Raw genomic sequence first — 25,607 nt, forward strand, 5'->3', positions numbered from 1 at the left:
GTGCCTATTCCTCGGTGAGTAGCCCACCGGACATATGCCAACGACGGGTCGCACGAACAGAATCCAGCATCCGGCGATCATGCGTCACCAGAATCAACGTGCCGGTGAAGGAGTCGACCGCCTGCTCCAGTTGTTCGATGGCGGGCAGATCGAGATGGTTGGTCGGCTCGTCGAGGACGAGCAGGTTCACCCCGCGTGCCTGGAGCAGGGCCAGCGCCGCGCGGGTGCGTTCGCCGGGGGACAGGGTGTCGCAGGCGCGGGTCACATGCGGCCCGCGCAGGCCGAACTTGGCCAGCAGCGTGCGGACTTCGGCGTCTGGCCAGTCGGGCATCGCCGCGGCGAAGGTGTCGGCCAGCGCGTCGCCACCACGGAACAGCCCACGGGCCTGGTCGACCTCACCGATCTCGACCCCGGAACCCAGTGCGGCCGAACCGGAATCGGGTGCGATCTTGCCGAGCAGGAGACCGAGCAGGGTCGACTTGCCCGAGCCGTTGGCGCCGGTGAGCACGATCCGGTCGGCCCAGTCGATCTGCGTGGTGATCGGGCCGAGGGTGAACTCGCCGCGCGCGAGGGTGGCGTTGTCGGCCGTCGCGACCACCGCGCCGCTGCGGGGCGCGGTCGCGATCTCCATCCGCAGTTCCCATTCCTTGCGCGGTTCGTCGACCACGTCGAGGCGCTCGATGCGGCGCTGGGTCTGGCGGGCCTTGGCGGCCTGCTTCTCGGTGGATTCCGCGCGGGTTTTGCGGCCCATCTTGTCGGAGTCGTTCTTGCCCTTGCGGCGGGCATTGCGCACACCGTGCTCGAGCCAATTGCGCTGCATCTGCGCGCGCGACTCCAAACCTGCTTTGGTGTCGGCGAATTCGTCGTAGGCCTCGCGGGCATGCTTGCGGGCGATCTCGCGTTCGGCGAGGTAGGCGTCGTAGCCGCCGTCGTAGAAGCCTGTTTGCTGCTGAGCCAGGTCGAGTTCGAGGACGCTGTTGACGGTGCGCGCCAAGAACTCTCGATCGTGGCTGATCACCATGAGCGGTACCCGCACGCCGGTGACGAACCGTTCCAGCCGGTCGAGGCCGTCGAGATCGAGGTCGTTGGTCGGCTCGTCGAGCAGCAGAATGTCGAAGCGCGACAACAACACCGAGGCCAGCCCCGCGCGGGCCGCCTGGCCGCCCGACAGGCCCGTCATCGGGGTGTCGAGGCCACTGGCCAAGCCGTTGGTCAGCCCCAGATCCGCGGCGACCTCTTCGGCGCGCTGATCGAGATCCGCGCCGCCCAATGCCAGCCAATGTTCCAACGCTGGTGAGTAATCGTCGTCGCCGCCGTCGCCGAGGCGTTCGGCCGCCGCGTCCATCACCCGCTGGGCGTGCGCGACTCCGGTTCGGCGCGAGAGGAATTCGAGCACCGTCTCGCCTTCGATGCGCTCCGGTTCCTGTGTCAGGTAGCCGACGGTCGCATCGGGCGGGCTCAACGCGATGGTGCCCTCGCCCGGCTCGCGCTCGGCCAGCATCCGCAGCAGCGTCGACTTGCCCGCGCCGTTCACCCCGACCAGCCCGATCACATCGCCGGGGGCGAGAGTGAAATCGAGGTCGGCGAACAGGGTCCGTTCGGCGTGCCCCGCGGACAGGCCGCTGGCGTGCAATGTCGTGCTCACCTCGACAATTGTGCCCGTCTCGGGGTCTGACCCTGAGGTCGGGGCCTGTCGAAATCAGGGTGCGGATAGGTCTGTGGACCGATGCGGGTGGGGGTGTTCGATAGGCACAGTGGAGATATCACCGCTCCACAGGAAGGCAACATCATGACCGCCCCCGCCCGCCGCCTCACCCGTTCGACCAGCAACAAGTGGATCGCAGGCGTCTGCGGTGGCCTCGCCGAACGCTACGGCTGGAACCCCAACGTCGTCCGCTTGGTCTTCGTCCTGTCCTGCCTGCTGCCCGGCCCGCAGTTCCTGATCTACCTGGCGATGTGGATCCTCATCCCGAACAAGTAGCCCCGAACCTCCCGGCACCCGCTCGCGGATGACAAGATGGTGGCAACCCCGCCACGTCGTCATCCGCGAGTTTTCCGTTGGAGGAGCAGTCATGGTCACCTCGGGTGAGTTCCCCGGCCTCGGCCTACCCGACATAGACGCCCACTCGTCCCTGGGCGGCCTCGGCCCCGTAGAACTGAACAACCCATCCCTCGACCTCGACCACGACGGCGTCGTCGACTCCCTCTCCACCGGCGACGCCGACTCGACCAGCATCTGGTCCGACTACGACCACGACGGCCTGGCCGACCATGTCACCGTCGTCGAGGAGGACGGCGACTACGCCGCGTGGGAGTACCACCGTCATCCCGACGGGACGTCGGAGTGGCGGAAGACCGACCAGGGGAATCTGGAGAAGTGAGCAAGCCCCCGCGTTGCCGATTTGCCGATCGGTGGAACCAGTCGGGCGCGTGGCGCGTCAGACTATGTAAGGCGCCGACCGGCGCACACGGCGATGGAGGGTGGGGGAATGACCGGTGTGAACGCTTCGGGCGGTTTTACGTTGGACAATGCCGCAGTACAGCGCGCAGTCGGCGAGCTGAACGGCACTGTCACCGAACTCCGGACGGCCGGACGTGCCGTCGATACGAATATCTGGGGAAGCGGCAAGAGCGGGGCGACCTGCGAGGCAGGTCGCGGGTACGAAACCGAGGGCGTGGCCATCGCCGCTGCGCTCCAGCGGACGGTCACCTGGGTGAAGGTGTGGGCTACTGCCACCGAAGTGACTGCCGGTGTCACCGGTGGAGCGGCGATCTCGCTCACCGAGGTCGACGGCGCCAACGCGCGCGATCTCAACGGCAAAGCCGCGGCTCTGCCGTCGAGCTGATCCCGGTACCGGCGAAGGAGTTCCGCGATGGTCAATGCTGTGGATGATCTGCTCACCAAGGGCGCACGAGCCCTCAACTACTTCTGGCATCTCACACCCGTGTATGTCCGCGCGTTCGGTACCGACGATGGTTGGCCGCGCGAGAAGTTCGGGGAAATCTACAATGCCGAGCAAGGCATGAACACGGAAAAGCTCACCGGCGCAACCTGGAATGCGACGAGCAACCTTCTCGCCAAAGCCGGCGCACAGCGCGACGTGCAGAGGCAAGCGGTAACTGCGCTGAAAGGGAATTGGCAAGGCGAGGCAGGCACGCAGGGCGCGGATTTGCTGACGAGGATGATCCAGGAAGCCAACGACGACATCGAGCACTTCAAGCAGGTCTCCGATGCGATCTTCACAGCCGGGGTGGAGTTGCCCACCGTTGTGGGTGCGAAGGTCGATCTGATCGTTGCCCTGATGCCGGCGTCTGGGCTGGTCGAAGTAGGAGCGATGTCGGACGGCGACATCGAGGCGATCCTGACGGCGCGTGACAGCGGCGAACTCAGCGAGACTGTGTGGTCCAAGCTCCTTCGGACACCCTTCGGGGCGGGGCAGTCGACCGAGCGGACACAACAGGCGACCAAGGACCTCTGCAACAAGTGGATCAACGATGTCTTCCGACCGGACTACGTCGACAAGCGGACCAAATTCGTGCAGATCTGCGAGGAATACAAGGGCAAGGTCCAAGCGATCTATCAGAAGATCATCGAAGCAGGAAAGTTGCTGTCAGAGGATCCGAAGTACCCGATGGCTGCGGGGGCTGTGCCGGTCGAAACGAAGCCCGAAGGTGACCCGGCCAAATCGACCGAGGACCCATCGAAGGCGACTGGTGACAAGTCGCAGGACAACGGCGCGGCCGCAACCGGCGGGAGCAAGACGGACGACAGCGGCGGAGGAACCACGACGGCCGCTACCAAGAGCGAGGACACGTCGGCATCGACTGGGTCGACCGCAAAGACCACAACGCCCGACACCGACACAACGACCAACGACACCGAGACCGATGACGACACCGGTAGCGCACTGAGCACCCTCGCCTCGACGGTCAGCGAGCTGGGAACCACCCTGTCGAGCGCGCTGACCGGCGATCTCGGGGACACACTCACCTCGGCTGTCGAATCGGCAGGGACGTCGATCAGCGACGGTATCGAGCAGATGAGCGAGCAGGTGAGCAGCTTGCTGTCAGGCGAGCACGAGGCGTCATTCCAGCTCGGCGACACCAAGGTGAGCATCGAGGCCGACGAGGACGGGTTGTCGTTGACGACGACCGACGCGAATGGCGACAGCCGACAGTACCGGTTGATTTTGGACGAGAACGGATTGCCGGTCGTCGAACAGGAGTTGAGTTCTGCCGACCCCACCGCGACTGGTGACGATTCCAATGGCGTGTTGGGCTCTGGCACACCGGAATCCGGTACCGGACAGGGCGAGGCCGGCCTGTCCGACGCCGGGTCAGGTGCCGAGGGCGCCACTCCGACGACCTCCGAGACTCCAGATATGACTGATGCACCGGTCACGAGCGAGACCGGCAACGGCGACCCGTCGTCCGGCTCCGTTGCAGGCGGGGTACCGGTCGGACCACGCTCATCCCAGCAGGAAACCGACGGCGAGCACACCCCGAGCGTCGATGACCATCAGATGAGCAACCCGGGCGACTCGGGCGCGGTTCTGTCCGAGGCAGGCCCGCTGTGACGCTTGCCGCCCTTGATGTTTCACGGTCGATCGCTGGAGAGTGATCGACCGTGGACTACGCAGCAGAGATTGAGCAGATCGCCTTCGAAGCGCGGCGCCGATCGGCGTTGCTGATGGACGAGATCGACGAGATCAACCGTCAGACCGCAATTCGTGCTGAGGAATTTGCGGCCGAGGCGGGCAAACGGCTTCGAGAACTGGCTGAACAGGACGGCGAGGACGAAAGGAAAGCGGACCCTGAACCGGAACCGCCTGTGCCGACCGCGACTCGCGAGGAATGGAGTCAACCCGCAGCACGTCAGCAGATTCTGCCGCAAGCGGTGGAGCCCGATCCCAACTGGACTCCAGAGCAACTGCAGCAAGCTGAGATTCGGGCTGCGGTCGCCCGCGCGAAAGCCGCCCGGCAAGCGCAGTCGACAGTCGCCCCGTCGGACGGTGACTTCGACCAGGAGTCCGAGTACTACCGCCGGTCGACGTGGTTGGATTGACCGGCGTAGTCGCCCACTCTGAATCCGTTCAATCAGAGAATTGATTGCGAAGAGGCGGATTGGGCGAATACGCCGGACCAACCACGATTTGGGGGCGGTATGGCTGAGAACGGGGTCGTTGCAGGGTATGAGCTCGAGCGGGTGCTCGGGCGCGGCGGGATGGGGACGGTCTACCTGGCCCGCCACCCTCGGCTACCACGGTCGGTTGCGCTGAAGTTGTTGGACGAGCAGATGTTCAGTGACGTCGAGGCCCGCGCACGGTTCCAGCGAGAGGCGGATCTGGCCGCGTGCCTTGATCATCCGAATATTGTTGGCGTATACGACCGAGGTGTCGAGGGGATTCGGCCGTGGATCGCCATGCAATATGTGCAAGGCACAGATTCAGGCGCGGTAGGGGCGTTCGAGCCGATTCGAGCTGTGCGGGTCGTGGCGGAAGTGGCCGAGGCATTGGACTTCGCGCACAGCCGCGGCGTATTACACCGGGACATCAAGCCCGCCAATATCCTCTTGGGCGAGCCAGAGCCGGGCCGACAGGAGCGGGTAGTGCTGGCCGACTTCGGCATCGCGCGACTACATTTCGATCAGAATCCGCTCACCCAGACCGGATCATTTACCGCCACATTGGCTTACGCGTCACCAGAGCAGTTGGCGGGGTTGGCGCTCGATCCCCGCTGCGATCAGTATTCGCTGGCGTGCACGTTGTTCGTCCTGCTCACGGGTGCGCCGCCGTTTGCCGCGACGAACCCGGTCGCGGTGATCCAATCCCACATGTCAGCTGATCCGCCGGCGATTTCGGCACTGCTGCCGGGCCTTCCGATCGCGCTGGATCAGATATTGCGGCGGGCGATGGCCAAACGCCCCGATGATCGTTTCGGATCGTGTGGTGAATTCGCCGCGGCGGTGCAGCAGTCGTTTCAGTCAGCGCCGGTTCGGCAGATGTCGGTCGCAGTCCCGACAAGTCGAACGGCTGAGACGGTGGTCGATTCGGCGCCATCTCGTTCGCTCGAAGTGGGACGCAGCTTCGGTTCGGTAGCAGTGCCACCGCATCGAGCACTGGTGCAGTCGGCTGGCCAGTCGAATCGAAGCCCGGCTGTCGCTGGTCGGGCTGAGCGGCGAGCCGTGTGGCGTCGGCGATTCGAGACCACGGGGGTCGTGTTCGCCCTCGCGTGGATCGTTGGGCTGGTCTTGCTGGCGGTGCTGGCCTGACCGCTGTCGATGCTCCCGCTGAACCGGCGGTGACGGTGAGTCGGTCGCACGTGGGGTGAAGTAGCTGCTTTGTGGACTACCAGCAAAGATTGAGCAGATCGCCATCGAAGCGCGTCGCCGATCGACGTGGTTGGCTGAGCTCACTTGATCGCACAATGCGTCGGCTTATACGGGCCAGCCTGAGTGCGATCGGCTGATCGCGGCCATCGCGTCGGTCAACGACCTTCCGCTCTACACCCGCAATCCCGATGACTTCAAAGGTCTCGATGCAGTGCTTACCTTGCTGCCCGTCTGAACTGCGTTGCTACGCAGTCTGATTTGTGAACTCAGCCGCGGATGAGTTTGGCGACAGTGCCGATGGACAACTTCGGCGCCTCGACCTCGACCTCGGCGTGTGGGTCGACCACCTTCGTGTGGGGGAGCTCGGCTTCCGGGTCGGCGAAGGCCGCGTACTTCTTGTCGGCGAGGACCGTGGCGAGGAGGTAGCCGGTGACCAGGGCTCGGGTGGTTTTGTCGGTTTTGTGTTCGTAGCGGCCGGCGCCGAGGGCGGCGAAGAGGCGGCGGCCTTCGATGATGCCGTTGTGGGAGGCGCCGTTGATGGTGCGCAGGATCGACGTGCCGGACCAAGCGGCGGCCAGGGCGCGGGCGTTGGAGCTGACCGAGTCGAGGTCGTCGCCGGTCAGGATCAGGCCGGGCGTGTCGAGTTCGGGGGCGATGTTCTCCGCGACGGGGGAGGTTGGGGCGGGGAAGAGGGCCACTACGGTGGCTACCCGACGTTGAGCTGCGGCGATCACGGCGGCGCCGGCTCCCATGCCGTGCCCGGCGAGGGCGAGGCGGTCGGGGTGGACGCTGATGGTGCCGTCACCGAGGCGGACCTTGGTGACGATGTCGAGTGTGGTGAGCAAGTCGGTGCCGAGGTCGAGATGTGACGGGATCGGGCCGCGCTCGGTGTCGGGCGCGGCGACCACGAAACCCCACGATGCGATGTGTTCGAGCAGGCTCTTGTAGTTCTCGGCGCTGGTCAGCCAGCCGTGCGCGAACGCGACAGCGGGCAGGTTCAGTCCGGACTCGGGTGTGTACACCACACCCGGCTGACCTGCGATCCCTAGGTTCCCGCGCAGCACCCGGTGAGGGCCGCGCACGGACAGGGTGCTCAGGAGCGATTTTGCAGACACCGACACGGCGAGAAGAGTATCCGATCAGTAGGGTGGGGGACCATGTGCGGAATCGTGGGCTACGTCGGATACCGGGATGCGCTCGGCGTTGTCGTCGACGCGTTGCGACGCATGGAGTATCGCGGATACGACTCGGCGGGGGTCGCGATCCTCGACGGAAACGGCGCTCTCGCGGTCGAACGTAAGGCCGGGCGGCTGGCCAATCTGGAAGCCGAACTGGGCGAGGCGGGGACCGAGCGTTTCGTCGGATCGACCGGTATGGGACACACCCGCTGGGCCACCCACGGCGCGCCCACCGACCGCAACGCGCATCCGCATCGCGACGTCTCCGGCAAGCTCGCCGTGGTCCACAACGGCATCATCGAGAACTTCGCGCCGCTGCGCCGCGAGCTGGAGGAAACGGGCGCGGAGCTGCTCAGCGACACCGATACCGAGGTAACGGTGCATCTGGTGTCGCGCGCCTATGCCGAGGGCCCGACCGCCGGTGACTTCACCGCGAGTGTGCACGCCGTGCTGCAGCGCCTCGAGGGCGCGTTCACGCTGGTGTTCACCCATGCCGATCACCCCGGCACGATCGTCGCGGCTCGCCGGTCGACGCCGCTGGTCGTCGGGGTCGGCGAAGGCGAGATGTTCATCGCCTCCGACGTCACCGCGTTCATCGAGCACACCCGCGAGGCGGTCGAGCTCGGGCAGAACCAGGCCGTGGTGATCACCAAGGACGGCTACAAGGTCACTGACTTCGCGGGCAACACCGACGGGGTGGTCAGCCGACCGTTCACCATCGACTGGGACCTCGCCGCCGCCGAGAAGGGTGGCCACGACTACTTCATGCTCAAGGAGATCGAGGAGCAGCCCACCGCCGTCGCCGACACCCTGTTGGGGCATTTCGTCGTCGACGAGAAGGGCGGCCGGATCGTTCTCGACGAACAGCGCCTCGCCGACCAGGAGCTGCGCGAGTTCGACAAGGTGTTCGTCGTCGCCTGTGGCAGTTCGTATCACGCGGGTTTGCTCGCCAAATACGCGATCGAGCACTGGACCCGGGTGCCGGTGGAGGTGGAGCTCGCCAGCGAATTCCGCTACCGCGACCCGGTTCTGGACCGGTCGACGCTGGTGGTGGCGATTTCGCAATCCGGTGAAACCGCGGACACCCTCGAGGCGGTGCGTCACGCCAAGGAGCAGAAGGCGCGTGTGCTGGCCATCTGCAACACCAACGGGGCGCAGATTCCGCGCGAATCCGACGCGGTGATCTACACGCGGACCGGGCCCGAGATCGGCGTCGCGTCGACCAAGGCGTTCCTGGCGCAGGTCGCCGCCAATTACCTGGTGGGTCTGGCGCTGGCCCAGGCGCGCGGAACCAAGTACCCCGACGAGGTGGCTCGCGAGTTCGCCGAGCTCGAGTCGATGCCGAAGCTGATCTCGCGCGTGCTCGAAACCGCACCGCAGGTGCGGGCCATCGCGCGCGAGCTGGCGCATGTGCCGACCGTGCTGTTCCTCGGTCGCCATGTGGGCTACCCGGTGGCGCTGGAGGGTGCGCTCAAGCTCAAGGAACTGGCCTACATGCACGCCGAGGGGTTCGCCGCGGGCGAGCTCAAGCACGGGCCGATCGCGCTGATCGAAGAAGGTCTGCCGGTGATCGTGGTGATGCCGTCGCCGAAGGGGCGCGCGGTGCTGCATTCCAAGCTGCTCAGCAACATTCGCGAGATCCAGGCGCGCGGGGCCCGCACGATCGTGATCGCCGAAGAGGGCGACGACACGGTGCGCCCGTTCGCCGACGACCTGATCGAGATCCCGGCGGCGCCGACGCTGTACCAGCCGTTGCTGTCCACGGTGCCCTTGCAGATCTTCGCCGCCGAGGTGGCGCAGACGCTGGGCTACGACGTGGACAAGCCCCGCAACCTGGCCAAGTCGGTCACCGTCGAATAGGGCCCTGGGCCGGCCTCATCGCGAGGCCGGCAGGCTCACTTGACCGTGATGGAGCCGCGCATGTCCGGGTGCAGGGTGCACAGGTAGCGGTAGGTGCCTGGTTGGGTGAAGGTGTAGGACCATTCGCCCTTGTCGATGATGGGGCTGTTGAGGCCCATCGCCTTGTCGCCGATGCCCTGCACGTTGTGGGGGACCTTGTCGGAGAACTTCCAGGTGACCGTCTCGCCGACCTTGATGGTGGCGTCGGCGGGGGCGTAACTCATGCCGCCGACCTCGACCGTGAGGTTGGTGGGTGGGTGTTGTTGGGTGCTGGTCGTGGTGGTGACCGGGCGGGGTTTGCGGGTTGTGGTGGTGGCGGCGTTTCCGGAGTCGCCGGAACAGCCGGCGGACAACAGGGCGGCGGCCACGACGAATCCGGCGACAAACCGGGCGGATGCGGCGCGGTGACGAACCATCGACATGGGTGTGGAGCGTAGTCTGCGAGCGATCCCGGGCCGGTCGGCGGCCCGTTTCGGGCAGCTGGGAGGCGACTATGTCGGATCGGCGTGGCTACTACACCGTCGACGAGGTTCGGGCCGCGGAAGCCGAGCTGTTCACTCGGGTGTCCGCGGGTGCGCCGATGCGCCGGGCGGCCTTCGGGCTGGCAGGGGTGGTCGTCGACGAATTGCGGTCGCGGACCGGGGGAGTGGTCGGGCGAGCAGTGGGGTTGCTGGTCGGGTCAGGAGACAACGGCGGGGATGCGTTGTGGGCGGGGGTCTTTCTGCGACGGCGGGGTGTTCGGGTATCGGCCGTTCTGTTGAATCCTGAACGGGCGCATAAAGAAGGGCTCACAGCCCTGCGGGCGGGCGGGGGACGGGTGGTCGACCGGCTCGATTCAGTTGATCTGGTGATCGATGGGATCGTGGGGATCGCCGGACGAGGTTCGTTGCGGCCAAGGGCGGCGGAAGTGGTTGCGGCCCTCGATGTTCCGTTCATCTCGGTCGATCTGCCCAGTGGGGTCGATCCTGAGACGGGCGCGGTGGACGGGCCCGCGGTGACGGCGGATGTGACGGTTGCATTCGGCGCCTATAAGCCGGTGCATGCGTTGGCGGTGCCGCGCTGTGGGCGAATTGTGTTGGTGCCGATCGGATTGCGTCTTCCAGAGGCTGGGTTGGTGCAGCTCGATCCGGCGGCGGTGGGGGCGGGTTGGCCGGTGCCGGGGCCTGCTGATGACAAATACAGTCAAGGGGTGACGGGGGTCTGTGCGGGGAGTGCGAAGTATCCGGGGGCGGGGGTGTTGTGTACGGGGGCGGCGGTGGCGGCTACGTCGGGGATGGTTCGGTATGTGGGGTCCGATGCCGAGGTATTGGAGAAGTTCCCCGAAGTCGTTGCCAGCTCGTCGATCTCGGAGGCGGGGCGGGTGCAGGCCTGGGTGGTCGGGCCGGGTGGTGGTACCGATTCGGGGGCTCGGGATCGGTTGGCTGAGGTGCTGGGTTCCGACCTGCCGGTGTTGGTGGATGCGGATGGGCTGACGATTCTCTCCGAGGAACCGGGGCTGGTTCGGGGGCGTTCGGCTCCGACGGTGCTCACGCCGCATGCGGGGGAATTCGCTCGGTTGACCGGGGCTGCGGTGGGGGGTGATCGCGTGGGCGCGGTGCGGGGGCTGGCCGAGGACTGGGGTGTGACGGTGTTGCTCAAGGGGCGGGCGACGATCATCGCTTCGCCTGGGAAAGCGACGCTGGTCAATGACGCGGGTGGGGACTGGGCCGCTACGCCGGGGTCGGGGGATGTGCTGTCGGGGATAATCGGGGCGTTGCTTGCCGCGGGGCGTGAGGCGGGGTGGGCTGCTGCCGCGGGGGCTCGGGTTCACGCTTTGGCCGCCTATACGGCCGCTTATGGGGGCCAGGGGGCAGGGGCGCCCATCTCTGCGATGCCTTTGCTCGGCCATGTTCGGGGGGCTGTGCGGGTGTTGCGGGAGATCGGCGGTGGTTCTCCGGAGCGTGGCGGGGGTATGGCCCAGGTATGAGGTATTCGGTGGGTCCTGGCACGATCGGGGGTGTGAATGCGCAAGTGGAGACGGTCGTCGACTTGGATGCCATTGCTCATAACGTGCGGGTGTTGCGGGAGTACGCGCAGGGGGCCGCTGTGATGGTGGTGGTCAAAGCCGACGGGTACAACCATGGGGCAGTCGAGGTGGCTCGGGCCGCGTTGGGGGCGGGGGCTCGGGAGCTCGGGGTGACCACTGTCGGCGAGGGGCTGGCATTACGGGCGGCGGGGATCACGGCCCCTGTTCTCTGCTGGCTCAATACCGTTGACGCCGACTACGCGGGCGCCATCGCGGGGGACCTCGAGATCGGGGTGTCCTCGCTGGCGCAGCTGCGCGCGGTGGAGCGAGCCGCGCTGGTGGTGGGTCAGACCGCGACGGTGACGGTGAAGGTCGATACGGGGCTCAATCGCAACGGGGTGTCGGTGACGGAGTATCCGCAGCTCTTGCAGGCGCTGCGGGGGCTCGTCGACGGACAGGTGGTGCGGTTGCGGGCGATCTTCTCCCACCTCGCGCATGCCGATGAGCCGGGGCATCCGATGATGGATCAGCAGCGGGAGCGGTTCATCGAGGCGATCGCGCTGGCCAAGGAACACGGGCTCGAACCCGAGCTCGTGCATCTGTCGAATTCGGCGGCCACGTTGACCAGACCCGATCTGCATTTCGACATGGTTCGGCCGGGCATCTCGGTATACGGGCTCTCGCCCATCCCGGAGCTCGGGCAATTCGGTTTGAAGCCGGCGATGACCTTTCAGGCGGAGGTCGCACTGGTGAAACAGGTGGCGGCGGGGGAGGGCGTGTCGTACGGGCATCGCTGGATCGCGCCGCGCGACACGACGATCGCGCTGGTGCCCGCGGGGTATGCCGACGGCGTATTCCGGTCGCTGAGTGGGCGTTTCGAGGTGTGGTTGGGCGGAGCGCGACACCGTAATGTCGGACGGGTGTGCATGGACCAGTTCATGGTTGACCTCGGCGACAACGCGGGCGGAGTGCGGGAGGGCGACCGCGCGGTGCTGTTCGGCGGCGGCGCGGGACAGCCACACGCGCTCGACTGGGCGCGGGCGCTGGACACCATCGACTACGAGGTCGTCTGCGCGCCTCGTGGTCGCGTGGTCCGCCGCTACGTGGGGACGGGCCGATGACCCGGCGCACGGTGATCCGTCGCGGCGGGTTGGCGACCGCGGGGCTGCTCGCGGGGCTCGCCATCGCCCACACCTTGCGCCAGATCGGCGCCCGGGTGCGGTGGCCTGCCGAACGGGACGAGTATCGCGACGAGAACTTCGCCCTGATCGACGAGGACGAGCCGGGGTCGGTGCTCGCCGACGACGGTGTGTCGCTGGCCACCCGTACCTTCGGTGACGATTCCGCCGAGTTCACGGTCGTTTTCGTGCACGGATTCTGCAACAGCATGGAGTCGTTCCACTTCCAGCGCCGTGATCTCGCGCAGCAGTGGGGATCGCGGCTGCGGATGGTCTTCTTCGATCTGCGCGGACACGGACGCTCCGGCACGCCGAGTACCGACAGCTGCACGGTCGCTCAACTCGGTCACGACGTCGCCACCGTCATCCGCGAGTGTGCGCCGAAGGGACCAGTGGTGCTGGTCGGTCATTCGCTCGGCGGAATGGCAGTGCTCGCGGCGGCCGCGCAGTTCCCGGAGCTGTTCGCGACGCGGGTGCGCGCCGTCGGGCTGCTGAGCACCGCGGCCGCGGAGGTGACCGCGACCGGGATCTCGCAACTGATTCGGCACCCCGCGGTCGACGGCTTCCGGCTGGCGGTGCGAACGGCGCCGACGCTGGTGCAGTTCAGCCGCAGTGCGAGCAAGCACGTGGTGACGCCGATCCTGCATGTCAGTTCGTTCCACGGCCCGGTGAGTCCGACACTGTCGCGATTCACCACGATGATGATCGACCGAACCCCGGTCGGCACCATCGAGAAATTTCTGAAAGCGATTGAGCTGCACGATGAATCGGCCGCATTGCCGGTCCTGGGCGAATTGCCGGTGCTGATTCTCGGCGGCGCGCACGACGTGGTGATCCCGTTCCGTAACTCCCGCGAACTGGCGGCGGAACTGCCGAGCAGCGAACTGGTCCGGGTGGGTGAGGCGGCGCACATGCCGCACCTGCAGTTTCCCGAGGTGAGCCTGGCCGCACTCGATCGGCTGCTGGCGCGCGCGGGGATCACCGACACACGCGGCGAGGAGGCCGTCGGTGGCTGATCCGCACCAGCGCGTGCTCGACACGGTCGAGGACACCGAAGCGTTCGGCCGCGAACTGGCGGCCACCCTGCGCCCGGGTGACCTGGTTGTTCTCGACGGCCCGCTCGGCGCCGGTAAAACCGCGCTGACCAGAGGAATCGCCGCCGGACTCGGTGTCGCGGGCCGGGTCAGCTCGCCGACGTTCATCATCGCGCGAGCGCACAAGGCGGGGGTGCGCCCGGACGGCACGCCCGGGGTGGCGATGGTTCATGTCGACGCTTATCGGCTCGCCGGCGACCTCGACGAACTGGACTCGCTCGACCTCGACACCGACCTGCACCACGCGGTCGTCGTCGTGGAATGGGGCAAGGGGGTGGTCGAACACCTCGCCGACCGGCACTTGCGAGTCCAACTCGCCCGGGAGCCGGAATCCGATGTGCGCACGGCGATCTGGGAATGGATCGAATAGCGCGCGATCACGCGCGCACCGGTGCGCGCCGAGCGCCGATACCACCCGGTATTGTTGAGACAATCATGCTCGTACTAGCAGTCGACACCGCGACACCCGCCGTTACAGCGGGATTGGTGCACCTGTCACCTGCCGTTGAACCCGGCACCCGGCCCGCCGTGGCGACGCTCGCTGCCCGCGTGAAGGTCGACGCCCGCGCGCACGCCGAGGTCCTCACTCCGCAGATCCTGGAATGCCTGGCCGAAGCGGGGGTGAGCCGCGGTGAGCTCGACGCGGTCGTCGTCGGGCTGGGACCGGGACCGTTCACCGGGCTACGCGTCGGGATGGCCACCGCGGCCGCCTTCGGCGACGCATTAGGGCTACCCGTGCACGGGGTGTGCAGTCTCGACGCGATCGCCGCCGACACCATCGGTGAGAAGCGCGATCCCGGCGAACTGCTGGTGGTCACCGATGCGCGCAGGCGCGAGGTGTACTGGGCCAAGTATCTGAACGGGGCGCGGGTCGCCGGTCCCGAGGTGAACAAGGCCGCCGAGGTACCGGTGGGTGATGCCTCCGCCGTCGCCGGGTCGGCCGCGCACGTCGACTATTTCGATCTACCGGTGCTGCCCAGCGAGACGCCGTCGCCTGCCGGGCTGGTCACCGTCGCCGCGTCCGCGCTACTGGCCGGAGACGTGCCGGAAGCGCTGGTGCCGCTGTATCTGCGTAGGCCCGATGCGGTGGAGAACAGCTTCCGCACCCTCGACCGAACCGGGGCGTGAGTGCCGTGACCGATTACCTGATCGCTCCCATGACGCTGCCCGATATCGACCGCTGCGTCGAACTGGAGCACCTGCTGTTTCCCGAGGACGACCCGTGGCAAGCGGTGTCGTTCCGGTCCGAGCTGGCGGGTGGGCACAACCGCTACATCACCGCGCGCGATGCCGACGGGATGATGGTCGGCTACGCGGGCATCGCGCTGCTCGGTGACGATGCACATCCCGAGGCCGAGGTGCACACGATCGGTGTCGACCCGCAATGTCACCGGGGTGGCATCGGCACGCTGCTGCTCGAAGCGCTGCTGGCCACGGCGGCCGAACGTGGCGGGCCGGTGTTCCTCGAGGTGCGCACCGACAACGCGCCCGCCATCGCGATGTACGCCAAGCACGGTTTTCACATCATCGGGCTGCGCAAGAACTACTACCACCCCAGCGGTGCCGACGCGTATACGATGCGACGTCCGGAACTGACCGCCGCGGCCGACGAGTGGGCCGCGCGCGGTCGGCAGGACGAGGTGTTGTCGTGATCGTCATGGGGATCGAGAGCTCGTGCGACGAAACGGGAGTCGGCATCGTGCGCCGTCATTCCGACGGCTCGGTCGAACTGCTCGCCGACGAGGTCGCCTCCAGCGTCGACCAGCACGCGCGCTTCGGTGGCGTGGTGCCCGAGATCGCCTCGCGCGCCCATCTCGAGGCGATCGTGCCCGCGATGCGTCGTGCGCTGGCGACCGCGGGAATCAGCAAGCCCGACGCGCTCGCCGTCACCATCGGGCCGGGACTGGCCGGTGCGCTGCTGGTGGGGGTGGCCGCGGCCAAGGCCTACGCGGCGGCGTGGGATGTGCCGTTCTACGCGCTCAACCACCTCGGTGGGCATGTGGCGGTCGATACCCTCGAGCACGGGCCGATGCCGCCCGCGGTGGCGCTGCTCGTCTCCGGCGGACACACGCATCTGCTGCAGGTCACGGATCTGGGTGAGCCGATCACCGAGCTCGGCAGCACGGTCGACGATGCCGCGGGGGAGGCGTTCGACAAGGTGGCGCGTCTGCTCGGTCTCGGCTATCCCGGCGGGCCCGCCCTCGACGCTGCCGCCGCCTCGGGCGACGCACGCGCGATCGCCTTCCCTCGCGGGATGACCGGGCCCCGTGACGCACGCTACGACTTCTCCTTCTCCGGCCTCAAGACCGCGGTGGCCCGCTACGTCGAGGCCGCGCAGCGTCAGGGCATCACTGCCGACCAGCTGCCCATTCCCGATATCGCCGCGTCCTTCCAGGAGGCGGTGGCGGATGTGCTGACGATGAAGGCAGTGCGCGCGGCGAACGACGTCGGTGTCGACACGATCGTGCTCGGGGGCGGCGCCACCGCCAACTCGCGCATTCGATCACTCGCCGAAGAGCGTTGTGCTGCGGCGGGCTTGACGCTTCGCGTGCCGAAGCCGCGGCTGTGTACGGACAACGGCGTGATGATCGCGGCGCTGGGGGCCCATGTGATCGCGGCGGGTGCGCTGCCCGCTGAACTGACTGTCGCCACGGATCCGGGGCTGCCGGTCTCGGTGAGCGCCCTGCGCGGCTAGCGTCCGTCCTGGCCGCCCGTACGGCCCCATGGAGAACCGTCGCCTCGGCTCGTCAATCGGCCGGCGGTACGGGGATTTCGTCTGTCGTGGTCGTCGACGGGATCGGGAGGGTGCTGCTGGCGGGCGCCTGCGTGGGAGAGGTGTTGGGGGTGGAGGGGCGTTGTTGCCCGCCGCCTGCGGAGGAGCCGCTGTCCATACGGCCGAGGGGGGACTCGGGGTAGGGGATCTGCGGAAGGTTCGGGTCGGGGCGCAGGGTGGGGGCCGTTGTCGAGGTGGGCGCGGACGGGGTGGTGGCGTTCGCGCTCGTCGACGGCGCCCCGGTCGTGGCCTTGGGCGATTCGGTGGCGGGTGGGGCAACGGTGGCGCCGGTGCGTTCGGTGCTCTCCCGATTGGCGGGGGCGGGTGCCAGGGAGGGCGCCGTCGGTGAGGGGGATTGACGCACGGTGCTGCTCGTACCGGCCGGCGTGACATCGGGGGTGTCGGGCGTGACGGCTTGCACGCCGTAGCCGATCACCAGGCCGACCACCACCACCGCGCCGACGAGGGTGCCGACGACCTTGGCGAAGGTGCCACTCGGTGCGTCGGAGTTCGCGCCGCCCGACAGTCCGGACGGTGCCGCGGCATCGGCGACCAGCGCGGCGCCCTTGGCGATCACGGCCTCGGGATCGGGCACGGTGAGCACGGGTACGTCGAGGCGCGAGGCGAGAATGTCGATGACGCACGGGATATTGGCGCACCCGCCGATCACGGCGACCGCGTCGGGATACTTCGGCGCCCGGGTGAACACCGACGACGAGAAGAGCGCGATATTGCGCAGCAGGCCGCCGATGAGCTCCTCGAAATCAGGGCGGGTGAGCTCGAGCCCCTGTCCCGCAACATGATCGATGGTGACGACGGGCGCCTGCGACAGGTGTTCCTTGGCGGCGCGGCCACGGTTGGTCAGGGTGGTGCGGTTGGGCCGGGTGCCACGACGGGCGTAGTGCAGGTCCACCAGGTGGTGGTAGATCAGCTCGTCGATCGCGTTGCCGCTCAGCGTCGGCGTGCGTTCGGAGTGCAGGACCACACTGTCGACCTGATCGGCCACGGTGACAGTGAGTCCGGTTGCGCCCAGGTCGATCACGGCGACGGTGGGGTAGCGGTCGAGCAGTCCGGTGTGGCGCAGGTAGGCGAGGGCGGCGGCGCCCTCGGTGACCAACCGCAGATCACGGTGGCGGGCGCACGCGGCCCGGATGGCCTGAGCCTGTTCCTTGTTGCGGTAGGCGACGGCGACGCTGGTCGGCGGACGCGAGCGGGCCGACTCGACCCGACGGTGGCTGCCGGAATAGCGACCGAGCGGTTCGCCTGCCATCGCGGCCTGTGACACCGGTAGCTGGGTGGTCATCAATTCGATCGAGGACGCCACGAGATCGCCGAGATCGGAATGTGCCTCATCTGCGGAAACGACCCGGTAGTCGAAACTCTGCTCGCCGGCCGGCCCCGTTGCGACCAGTGCCGAGCACACCACCTCGTTCCCGGCCGAGATGCCGAGGGATGTTCGCATGTTCACCTCCCTTCAAGCCGATGGTGCTCTCCGAGCGGATGGCGCCTTTCCTGTGCTATGTCACAGCCTGTTATGCGAACGTTACAGATTGTGGCAGGCGATGTGAAGATCACTGGCCAGTGTGGGCGTGTCGATAATGCGACATCGGCAGAACCCGACCTTGAGTGCTGGCACTCTCACGTATAGAGTGCTAGTCGGCACTGTGTAGCTGTACTTGTGCCAGTCGACTTCTGGGCTTCGGCTCCGGCACCCGCGACGACGGGGCTGTGCGCAGGGTCGCGAGCTGACCGAAACCCGGTCCGGGACACCAGTTCCGGACAACCGAATTTCCCCTGAAAGTGGAGGGCTCAACGTGGCGAGCGTGAACATCAAGCCGCTCGAGGACAAGATCCTCGTCCAGGCCAACGAGGCCGAGACGACGACGGCCTCCGGCCTGGTCATCCCGGACACGGCCAAGGAGAAGCCGCAGGAGGGCACCGTCATTGCCGTCGGAGCGGGCCGCGTCACCGATAAGGGTGACCGCATCCCGGTCGATGTCAAAGAAGGCGACGTCGTCATCTACAGCAAGTACGGCGGCACCGAGATCAAGTACCAGGGTGGGGAATACCTCATCCTCTCGGCGCGCGACATCCTGGCCGTCGTCACCAAGTAAGGCCAACGCCGCATCAGCGTTCCGCCCCGGCGTCTTCACAGGCCCGGGGCGGATTGCGTTCACAAACAGGAGCTGAATCCTCTTATGCCCAAGCAGATCGAGTTCGACGAAAAGGCTCGCCGGGCTCTGGAACGCGGTGTCGACAAGCTGGCCGACGCCGTCAAGGTGACCCTCGGCCCCCGTGGCCGGCATGTGGTGCTGGCCAAGGCTTTCGGTGGCCCGACCGTCACCAACGACGGTGTCACCATCGCGCGTGAGATCGACCTCGAGGACCCCTTCGAGAACCTCGGCGCACAGCTCGTCAAGAGCGTCGCCACCAAGACCAACGATGTCGCGGGCGACGGTACGACCACCGCCACCGTGCTGGCCCAGGCGTTCGTGCGCGGCGGCCTGAAGAACGTCGCCGCGGGCGCCAACCCGATCACCCTCGGCCAGGGCATCGCCGCTGCCGCCGAGAAGGTGTCGGAGGTGCTGCTCGCGCTGGCCACTCCCGTCTCCGGCGAGAAGGCCATCGCCCAGGTCGCCACTGTTTCCTCACGTGACGAGGAAATCGGCGAGATGGTCGGCAAGGCGCTCACCACGGTCGGCAAGGACGGCGTCGTGACGGTCGAGGAGTCCTCGACCACGAACACCGAGCTCGTCATCACCGAAGGTGTGCAGTTCGACAAGGGCTACCTCTCGCCCTACTTCCAGACCGATCCCGAGACCCAGCAGGCCGTGCTCGAGGACACCTACATCCTGCTGCACCGCGACAAGATCAGCTCGCTGCCCGATCTGCTGCCGCTGCTCGAGAAGATCGCCGAGTCCGGCAAGGCCGTGCTGATCGTGGCCGAGGACGTCGACGGCGAAGCGCTGTCGACCCTGGTGGTCAACTCGATCCGCAAGACCATCAAGGCCGTCGCCGTGAAGGCGCCGTTCTTCGGTGACCGTCGCAAGGCGTTCCTCGACGACTTGGCCGTCGTCACCGGTGGCACCGTGATCAACCCCGATCTCGGCGTCACCCTGCGCGAGGCCACCATCGAGCAGCTGGGTCAGGCGCGTCGCGTCGTCGTCACCAAGGACGAGACCGTGCTGATCGACGGCGCGGGCTCCGACGAGGACATCAAGGGCCGTAGCGCGCAGCTGCGTCGCGAGATCGAGGCCTCTGACTCCGACTGGGATCGCGAGAAGCTCGAAGAGCGTCTGGCGAAGCTGGCCGGTGGCGTCGCGGTGATCAAGGTCGGCGCTGCCACCGAGACCGCGCTCAAGGAGCGCAAGTACCGCGTCGACGACGCGGTCGCCGCCGCCAAGGCCGCGGTCGAGGAGGGCATCGTCCCCGGTGGTGGTTCGGCGCTCGTGATCGCCGCTGCCGCGCTGGCCGAGCTGCGTGACTCGTTCACCGGCGACAAGGCCGTCGGTGTCGAGGTGGTTCGCAAGGGCCTCGAGGCGCCGCTGTACTGGATCGCCAGCAACGCCGGTCTCGACGGTGCGGTTGTCGTCGCCAAGGTCTCCGAGGGCAAGGAAGGCTTCAACGCCGCCACCCTGACCTACGGCGACCTGCTCGCCGACGGTGTCGTCGACCCGGTCAAGGTGACCCGTTCCGCCGTGGTGAACGCCGCCTCGGTCGCACGGATGATCCTGACCACCGAGAGCGCCATCGTGGAGAAGCCGGCCGACGCCGACGACGACCACGGGCATCACGGTCACTCGCACTAGCGCGAACAACAACGAAGGCCCCCTGATCGCGAGCGCGATCTGGGGGCCTTTCGTTATCCGCTAGCTGGCTACCGGCGGATCTTCGCTGTCGAGCGCGGCCAGTAAACGGCCGCGCAGAGACGGAGGCGGTGGGGTGGGGGTTGCGGACGCGAGCTGGGCGAGGGCTTCGCGGGTATCGCGAAGCTCTCGCAAGAACTCGGTACACAGGGTTGGGTCTTCGGTATCGATGATGGTCTGGATCGCGTGATGGTCTTCGTCGTCGATCAATCCGAGCGCGACGGTGTGCGCGAGATCGATCTGGGCTTCGTTCATCTCACGTCACCCCCAAACTTTTCTTCAGTCGTGTCAATCCGTCCCGAATCCGGGACTTAACGGTCGGTAACCCGATGCCGAGGTATTGCGCTACCTCCGCGTAGGTCCGCCCGCCGTAGTAGGCGAGCGAGATCGCCTCGCGTTGGGTCTCGGTGAGGGTCGAGAGCCCGCGCTGGACGGCCTGTTGTTCTAGTCTGCGTTCCACCTCCTCGGTGACCTCGTCGAATTCGTGGCCGAGCACCCGGATCCCGTACGCGACCTCGCGCTGGGTGTGGGCCTGCTCGGCGCGAACCCGGTCGACCGCGCGCCGGTGTGCCAGCGTCATCAGCCAGGTCACCGCCGACCCCTTGGCGGGGTCGAAACTGGTGGCGGTACGCCAGATCTGGAGATAGACCTCCTGAGTGGTCTCCTCCGCGTACCCGGGGTCGTGGAGCACCCGCAGGACCAGGCCGAAAACGCGCGCAGACGTTCGGTCGTACAGCTCGGCAAAGGCCTGCTGGTCGGACAGACTGCATCGTTCCAGCAGTGCAGCTAGCTCGACTCCTTCGGCCGCGCGTGCGGTAACCGCAGAATCCACGATCGGTGGAAAGGCTTCGCTTCGGAACCCATTCTGTGTCATCGGTCACGAATCTAGCCCGAAGCTATGACCTTCCCACGACCGGGGGTGTCTTTATTCGGGGTGCCAGCTGTTTGCTAGAGATTCGGCGCGCCACGGCAAACGGATTGGAACGGATTTGCCAACCCGGCCAGACAGGCTCGGCGGGATCTCAGACGGCCATCCGGCGCCGGTTGCGGCGGGCGTGCATCTCGCGTTCGGTCTCGGACATGCCGCCCCAGATGCCATAGGGCTCGCTGACCTTGAGGGCATGGGTGCGGCACTGCATGAGGACGGGGCAGGCCCGGCAGATCTCCTTGGCGCGCATTTCGCGCGCCGTGCGGGCGCGGCCACGTTCGCCGTCGGGGTGGAAGAAGACCGCGGAGTCCTGACCGCGGCACGAGCCACGCATCTGCCAATCCCAGACATCGGCGTTCGGTCCGGGGAGGTGGGTGGGCATGGGCATGTGAACTCCTTGTGGCGCGAGCTCGTCAGCGTTGTCGAGCGAGTGGTGCGGCAGGTCTTCGCGCCACCCGGTGGAGGGTGGCCGGCTCGACGGTGCCTGACGGTGCCGCTCGGAGGTCGCTGCGATTTCGCGCAGCGCCAACCGTGGCGATGAGCTACGTTAGGTGCAGGCGGGAAATTCCGTCAATAGTTCGGCGCATGAGTTCCGTAAATCTGCAACGCCGAAATTTAACCTACTCACTATTTACATTTCACACCCGATCCCTCCATACTGTTCGGTTGGCTATGGATCGGGTGTCTTCGCGTATCCGCGACATCCCCGATTTTCCCAGGTCGCGCCGGTAGGAGCCTGGTTCGCACAGGCGGTGCCCACCGCGAGTGGGTGTGCTGGATCACAACGCCCCCCGCGGCCGGACTGCGTGTAGATGGCGAAAACGGGGCGCGAAGGTTAATTGCGCGAAACGCATGTGAATTCGAGACTTTCCGGTGGCAGCACCGAGGAGCGGAGATTTACCTGATGGCAACATCGATGCTCGCGAGAAATGCTGACTATTAGCTGAATGGCAGTCTCCGCGTCATAACACGCGAACTGTCCCGGGCGAGTGGCGGCTAGAGTCTCGGCGTGCAGACAACGGCCTCACCCGCGGATATCGGTTCCGAAATACTCGTTTCGACTGCCTTCGGCCCCACTCCCGGGCTGGCCGCTACGGAGTTGCCGGAGCCCGCGGACCCGTTGTCGCGGTGGTGCCGCGCGGTCGCGCTCGGCGGGCAGGGTCGCTATGCCGCCGCCCGTGCTGACCTGCGAATATTGGCCCGAACAGCAGCGGATCCAGGGCTGCGATCCCTCGTCGAGAGCACCCGCGGATCGTTGCTTCGCCAGCTCGGCGACCACGCGGGCGCGGCAGCGTTCGACGGCCGCGCGGCGGCGTTCGCGCTCGGCGCCGGCGGAGCGGCCCGCGCCGAGGCACTCGCCGACGCGTATACGGGGCTTGCGGCCGACGCGCTCGGCACCGGCCGACTCGCCCTGGCCCGCACGCTGCTCGGGCGCGTGCGACCACTGCTCGCCGACGCACCCCCACGAGCTGAGGTGCGCTGGCACTGGGTGCGCGCCGAGACCGCGCTCGCCGGCGGCGAAGCGAGCGAGGCGCTGCGCGACGCGGTCGAGGCCGTCGACCTCGCCGCGGCGCTGCCGTCGGTCCGCCACCAGGTGAAATCGGCGCTACTCGTCGCCGCCGCGACCGCCGCGACCGGTGACCTCGCCCGGTCGGCGGAACTGGCCGCGCGGGTCGACACGGATTGTCGCGAAAACGGCCTTCTCCCACTGCGTTGGGCCACCGCGATGCTGCGCTCGGGGGTCGCCGAACCGGCGCGAGCGCGCGACGCGGCGAACGAAGCCGCAGATCATGGCGCCCGTCTACGAGCCTGGGGTGGGGACATCGCCCCGCTGGGTGCGTGATTGCTCCGGATGATCTTCCTGTGAGCACGGTTAGAAGCGACCACGCCCGCTGGCGGCCGATCGGGGGGTCGCTATTGTTAGTCCCGTTCCGCCTTTTCGGTGGAAGCTCGGTCACATTCGACCGCGCCACTCGTAACGCCAGGAAAATCTCTGACGATGACGCATATGGGCGAAGAGTTGGACCTCGCCGTCGCTGCGGCTGCGCAGGGCGACAGGACCGCTTTAGCTCGGGTATTGGAACTGGTCCGTCCCTTGGTAGTTCGCTACTGCAGGGCACGGATCGGAGCCGCGGAGCGTGGACAGCTCTCCGCGGACGATGTTGCGCAAGAGGTCTGTTTGGCTGTGATGACCGCCCTGCCCCGCTATCAGGATCAGGGTCGGCCCTTCATGGCCTTCGTGTACGGAATCGCTTCGCACAAGGTCGCCGACGCCCATCGCAACGCCGCCCGTAACAAGGCGGAGGCGATGGCCGAAGTACCAGATGTCATATCCACCGACCACGGGCCGGAACAGCGGGCTCTCGACTCGGAGACGAGCAGGCAGATGAACACTCTGCTGGCAACGCTCCCCGAGAAGCATCGAGAGATCCTGATCCTGCGTTTGGTCATGGGTCTGTCAGCAGAGGAAACCGCAGTCGCCGTGGGCAGCACGGCGGGAGCGATACGGGTCGCCCAGCACAGGGCACTCGCGAAACTGAAGTCACAAGTGGCGAGGGCAGGTGAAATGTATGGCTAGGGATGGCGAGCGCGGTCTAGGCGACCGGAAAGTTTGGCAGCGCGGATCGCACGACAGCGGTCCCTACGCCGCCGAGGACACCGGTGACTCCGGACCGGTCGACATCGCGGCGGTGCGCAGCGATGACGCGCTGATCGACGCGATCGCAAGCGACGGTCCGGTTCGTACCGACAGTCCCGAAGAGTTCCAGCTGGCGTCGTTACTCGCGGATTGGCGGGCCGACCTTCTGGCCGAGCCGATGCCCGCGGGCCCTGATCTGGACACCGTGTTCGCGGCAGTCAATCAGGAGATCGGCGCACGGCAGGTTCGAGTCGGAGCTTCCTCGCGCGGACGTCTACGACTGGTCCGCCCGATTTTCGGGGCAGCAGCGGCATTGTCGCTGGTGTTCGGCGGTATCACGGCCTTCGCCTACAGCGCGGCCCCCGGCGATCCGCTCTGGCGGGTCAAGGAGGTCGTGTTCAGTGAGCAGGCGCAGTCCACCGTCGTACAGTACGCCGACGAAGATCTGGTCGCCGCGCAGAATCTGCTCACCTCGGGCAATCCGGAACAGGCGAAGGCCAGGCTGGAACAGGCTTCGGCCAACGCGGGCCAGGTCGACGACCAGGGCAAGCGTCAGGATCTGATCGCGCGCTGGAACCTGCTGCGTGATCAGCTGATCAAGGTCGCACCGGAGGTCGGCGCACAACTGCCGCCGACCACCACCGCCCCGGGCAAGCCGAGCTCGCCGGTTCAGGTCCCCCCGGCGACCAACCCGGGCACCACTGCTCCGGTGGCGCCGGTCGGTCCCGGATCGGAAAGCACCGGTCCGTCCACTCAGCCGCCGGTCATCTTGCAATCTCCCGGCCCGGAGACCAAGCCGCTGTTGCCGCCGGTCGAGCCGACGCAACCACCGGTGACCACCCAGCCGCCGGTGAGTCCGCCGCCGGTCACGGTCGACCCGACGACACCGCAGACGACCATCGCCGAACCACCGCCGGTCACCGTGCCGACGGTGGTCCCGACGTCGTCACCGTTGCCGCCGATCCTGCCGCCCACGCAGCAGGTGCCCACGCAGGCGACGATCCTGCAGTCGCCACCCGCGGTGCCCTCTTCGTAGAACGATGAATTGAACAAAAACGAAGGCCCCGAACAGGTTCGGGGCCTTCGTTGTGTGCTGGGGGTGTTCGAAATGCGGGCCTGCGAGGTCCCCCACGCACGCGTGACCGAGAGCGGGGGAGGGCAGGCGTCCGCGACAGACTCAGCTGTGCCGAGTCGACGCGGAGCTCAGTTGTCGAACCCGTCGAAGCCGTCGCCGTGGAACGCCTCGTTCATCGACGCGTCCGCGTAGCCGCGGCAGTAGTCCCACGTGACGTAAGCCTCGGGGGTGGGATCGTAGGCGGGCTCGTGCGGACGGACGGTGCCGTCGACGAGTAGCTGCAGCAGGTTGGCCCGCAGCATGTCCCAGTCGTGGTAGTGATCTTGCCGACAATCCTCACAGCTGACGACCAGACCGCGGATTCCGCGATGTGCCAGCAGGGCTTCGTATACGGCGAGGTCTGCGAGATCTTCCTCGACCGCGAGGCGCTCATGAGGATCCAACGGCTCACCGGGCTCGATCGCATCGAGCGCGGCAGACGGATCGGAGGGGTCTCCGGCGAAGGGATCCGGCGGCAGGCCAGGTGGTAGATGGTCACGCACATCCCCACGGTACGCAGTACTTGGTGCATCGCGCCAGCGATGCACCGGGCAAGTTTTGCGGAAGGGCTCACTTCACAGGCGTCCGCGGCCGCCGGATACC

General features: G+C 67.1%; 27 protein-coding genes. 19 read left to right on the forward strand and 8 right to left on the reverse strand.

Going from position 1 to position 25,607, the window contains the following annotated elements:
- Positions 1 to 4: 4 nt before the first annotated feature.
- Complete coding sequence (locus NS1_RS11960) at positions 5 to 1,591, reverse strand: ABC-F family ATP-binding cassette domain-containing protein (RefSeq protein ID WP_444980726.1); 1,587 nt, start codon at positions 1,589 to 1,591, stop codon at positions 5 to 7.
- A gap of 198 nt (positions 1,592 to 1,789) precedes the next feature.
- Between NS1_RS11960 and NS1_RS11965 the strand changes: the two genes are divergently transcribed.
- From NS1_RS11965 to NS1_RS11995, 6 genes are all read left to right on the forward strand, one after another.
- Positions 1,790 to 1,981: a PspC domain-containing protein gene (locus NS1_RS11965; RefSeq protein WP_062984481.1), complete on the forward strand. Its 192-nt coding sequence runs from the start codon at positions 1,790 to 1,792 to the stop codon at positions 1,979 to 1,981.
- Positions 1,982 to 2,072: 91 nt separating this feature from the next.
- Positions 2,073 to 2,381, forward strand: coding sequence for a DUF6802 family protein (locus NS1_RS11970; protein WP_056818233.1), 309 nt, complete (start codon positions 2,073 to 2,075; stop codon positions 2,379 to 2,381).
- A 108-nt stretch (positions 2,382 to 2,489) separates the two neighbouring features.
- A complete protein-coding gene (locus tag NS1_RS11975) occupies positions 2,490 to 2,846 on the forward strand; it encodes a hypothetical protein (protein WP_062984221.1) in 357 nt (118 codons plus the stop codon).
- Positions 2,847 to 2,945: 99 nt separating this feature from the next.
- A complete protein-coding gene (locus NS1_RS11980; protein ID WP_157125186.1) occupies positions 2,946 to 4,577 on the forward strand; it encodes a hypothetical protein in 1,632 nt (543 codons plus the stop codon).
- 50 nt (positions 4,578 to 4,627) lie between these two features.
- Positions 4,628 to 5,065 (forward strand): hypothetical protein, encoded by a 438-nt coding sequence (locus NS1_RS11985; RefSeq protein WP_062984225.1) that lies wholly within the window; start codon positions 4,628 to 4,630, stop codon positions 5,063 to 5,065.
- 99 nt (positions 5,066 to 5,164) lie between these two features.
- Complete coding sequence (locus NS1_RS11995) at positions 5,165 to 6,271, forward strand: serine/threonine-protein kinase (RefSeq protein WP_084503668.1); 1,107 nt, start codon at positions 5,165 to 5,167, stop codon at positions 6,269 to 6,271.
- A gap of 326 nt (positions 6,272 to 6,597) precedes the next feature.
- Here the strand turns inward: NS1_RS11995 and NS1_RS12000 are convergent, their stop codons facing one another.
- Entirely contained in the window at positions 6,598 to 7,452 is an 855-nt protein-coding gene (locus tag NS1_RS12000; RefSeq protein WP_062984231.1) for a dienelactone hydrolase family protein, read from the reverse strand.
- 36 nt (positions 7,453 to 7,488) lie between these two features.
- On the opposite strand from NS1_RS12000, the gene glmS reads away from it, so the two are divergent.
- Entirely contained in the window at positions 7,489 to 9,369 is a 1,881-nt protein-coding gene (gene glmS / locus NS1_RS12005) for a glutamine--fructose-6-phosphate transaminase (isomerizing) (RefSeq protein WP_062984233.1), read from the forward strand.
- Between the two features lie 35 nt (positions 9,370 to 9,404).
- Here the strand turns inward: glmS and NS1_RS12010 are convergent, their stop codons facing one another.
- Positions 9,405 to 9,830, reverse strand: a complete 426-nt coding sequence (locus NS1_RS12010; protein WP_082844301.1) for a plastocyanin/azurin family copper-binding protein — start codon at positions 9,828 to 9,830, stop codon at positions 9,405 to 9,407.
- 71 nt (positions 9,831 to 9,901) lie between these two features.
- Here NS1_RS12010 and NS1_RS12015 point away from each other — a divergent pair, with 71 nt between their 5' ends.
- The 7 genes from NS1_RS12015 (at position 9,902) to tsaD (ending at position 16,380) form a co-directional block, all read left to right on the forward strand.
- Positions 9,902 to 11,374, forward strand: a complete 1,473-nt coding sequence (locus NS1_RS12015) for a bifunctional ADP-dependent NAD(P)H-hydrate dehydratase/NAD(P)H-hydrate epimerase (RefSeq protein ID WP_062984483.1) — start codon at positions 9,902 to 9,904, stop codon at positions 11,372 to 11,374.
- Positions 11,371 to 12,534 (forward strand): alanine racemase, encoded by a 1,164-nt coding sequence (gene alr / locus NS1_RS12020; RefSeq protein ID WP_056818223.1) that lies wholly within the window; start codon positions 11,371 to 11,373, stop codon positions 12,532 to 12,534. Before NS1_RS12015 ends, alr begins: the two co-directional genes overlap by 4 nt.
- A complete protein-coding gene (locus NS1_RS12025) occupies positions 12,531 to 13,607 on the forward strand; it encodes an alpha/beta fold hydrolase (RefSeq protein WP_062984234.1) in 1,077 nt (358 codons plus the stop codon). Before alr ends, NS1_RS12025 begins: the two co-directional genes overlap by 4 nt.
- Positions 13,600 to 14,055 carry a tRNA (adenosine(37)-N6)-threonylcarbamoyltransferase complex ATPase subunit type 1 TsaE gene (tsaE, locus tag NS1_RS12030; protein ID WP_056818220.1) on the forward strand — a complete coding sequence of 152 codons (456 nt, stop codon included), beginning with the start codon at positions 13,600 to 13,602 and terminating at the stop codon, positions 14,053 to 14,055. Before NS1_RS12025 ends, tsaE begins: the two co-directional genes overlap by 8 nt.
- 65 nt (positions 14,056 to 14,120) lie before the next feature.
- Positions 14,121 to 14,813 carry a tRNA (adenosine(37)-N6)-threonylcarbamoyltransferase complex dimerization subunit type 1 TsaB gene (gene tsaB / locus NS1_RS12035; RefSeq protein ID WP_056818218.1) on the forward strand — a complete coding sequence of 231 codons (693 nt, stop codon included), beginning with the start codon at positions 14,121 to 14,123 and terminating at the stop codon, positions 14,811 to 14,813.
- Positions 14,814 to 14,842: 29 nt separating this feature from the next.
- Positions 14,843 to 15,337, forward strand: a complete 495-nt coding sequence (gene rimI / locus NS1_RS12040) for a ribosomal protein S18-alanine N-acetyltransferase (protein WP_056819219.1) — start codon at positions 14,843 to 14,845, stop codon at positions 15,335 to 15,337.
- The gene (gene tsaD, locus NS1_RS12045) at positions 15,334 to 16,380 is read left to right on the forward strand and encodes a tRNA (adenosine(37)-N6)-threonylcarbamoyltransferase complex transferase subunit TsaD (protein ID WP_056818216.1); all 1,047 of its coding nucleotides are present in this window, start codon (positions 15,334 to 15,336) and stop codon (positions 16,378 to 16,380) included. The genes rimI and tsaD overlap by 4 nt, the downstream gene beginning before the upstream one ends.
- Before the next feature lie 52 nt (positions 16,381 to 16,432).
- Here tsaD and NS1_RS12050 read toward each other — a convergent pair whose 3' ends face one another.
- Entirely contained in the window at positions 16,433 to 17,920 is a 1,488-nt protein-coding gene (locus NS1_RS12050) for an Hsp70 family protein (RefSeq protein WP_062984236.1), read from the reverse strand.
- A gap of 352 nt (positions 17,921 to 18,272) precedes the next feature.
- On the opposite strand from NS1_RS12050, the gene groES reads away from it, so the two are divergent.
- Together groES and groL are read left to right on the forward strand one after the other, a co-directional pair.
- Positions 18,273 to 18,572 carry a co-chaperone GroES gene (gene groES, locus NS1_RS12055; RefSeq protein WP_056818214.1) on the forward strand — a complete coding sequence of 100 codons (300 nt, stop codon included), beginning with the start codon at positions 18,273 to 18,275 and terminating at the stop codon, positions 18,570 to 18,572.
- 84 nt (positions 18,573 to 18,656) lie between these two features.
- Positions 18,657 to 20,267: a chaperonin GroEL gene (gene groL / locus NS1_RS12060; protein ID WP_062984238.1), complete on the forward strand. Its 1,611-nt coding sequence runs from the start codon at positions 18,657 to 18,659 to the stop codon at positions 20,265 to 20,267.
- 60 nt (positions 20,268 to 20,327) lie between these two features.
- Here groL and NS1_RS12065 read toward each other — a convergent pair whose 3' ends face one another.
- The 3 genes from NS1_RS12065 to NS1_RS12075 all read right to left on the reverse strand — a co-directional run bounded on the left by NS1_RS12065 (position 20,328) and on the right by NS1_RS12075 (position 21,640).
- Complete coding sequence (locus NS1_RS12065; RefSeq protein WP_056818210.1) at positions 20,328 to 20,579, reverse strand: RskA family anti-sigma factor; 252 nt, start codon at positions 20,577 to 20,579, stop codon at positions 20,328 to 20,330.
- Between the two features lies 1 nt (position 20,580).
- Positions 20,581 to 21,198 (reverse strand): sigma-70 family RNA polymerase sigma factor, encoded by a 618-nt coding sequence (locus NS1_RS12070; protein ID WP_371852131.1) that lies wholly within the window; start codon positions 21,196 to 21,198, stop codon positions 20,581 to 20,583.
- Between the two features lie 148 nt (positions 21,199 to 21,346).
- Positions 21,347 to 21,640, reverse strand: coding sequence for a WhiB family transcriptional regulator (locus NS1_RS12075; RefSeq protein ID WP_022567299.1), 294 nt, complete (start codon positions 21,638 to 21,640; stop codon positions 21,347 to 21,349).
- Between the two features lie 621 nt (positions 21,641 to 22,261).
- Between NS1_RS12075 and NS1_RS12080 the strand changes: the two genes are divergently transcribed.
- The 3 genes from NS1_RS12080 (at position 22,262) to NS1_RS12090 (ending at position 24,926) form a co-directional block, all read left to right on the forward strand.
- Positions 22,262 to 23,095, forward strand: a complete 834-nt coding sequence (locus NS1_RS12080; protein WP_062984240.1) for a hypothetical protein — start codon at positions 22,262 to 22,264, stop codon at positions 23,093 to 23,095.
- Between the two features lie 156 nt (positions 23,096 to 23,251).
- A complete protein-coding gene (locus NS1_RS12085; protein WP_056818204.1) occupies positions 23,252 to 23,830 on the forward strand; it encodes a sigma-70 family RNA polymerase sigma factor in 579 nt (192 codons plus the stop codon).
- The gene (locus tag NS1_RS12090; RefSeq protein ID WP_062984242.1) at positions 23,823 to 24,926 is read left to right on the forward strand and encodes an anti-sigma-D factor RsdA; all 1,104 of its coding nucleotides are present in this window, start codon (positions 23,823 to 23,825) and stop codon (positions 24,924 to 24,926) included. Before NS1_RS12085 ends, NS1_RS12090 begins: the two co-directional genes overlap by 8 nt.
- 167 nt (positions 24,927 to 25,093) lie before the next feature.
- Here the strand turns inward: NS1_RS12090 and NS1_RS12095 are convergent, their stop codons facing one another.
- The gene (locus tag NS1_RS12095; RefSeq protein ID WP_022567296.1) at positions 25,094 to 25,507 is read right to left on the reverse strand and encodes a DUF5319 domain-containing protein; all 414 of its coding nucleotides are present in this window, start codon (positions 25,505 to 25,507) and stop codon (positions 25,094 to 25,096) included.
- Between the last annotated feature and the right edge of the window lie 100 nt (positions 25,508 to 25,607).

This window comes from Nocardia salmonicida NBRC 13393 (assembly GCF_001613085.1).
GTDB lineage: Bacteria > Actinomycetota > Actinomycetes > Mycobacteriales > Mycobacteriaceae > Nocardia > Nocardia salmonicida.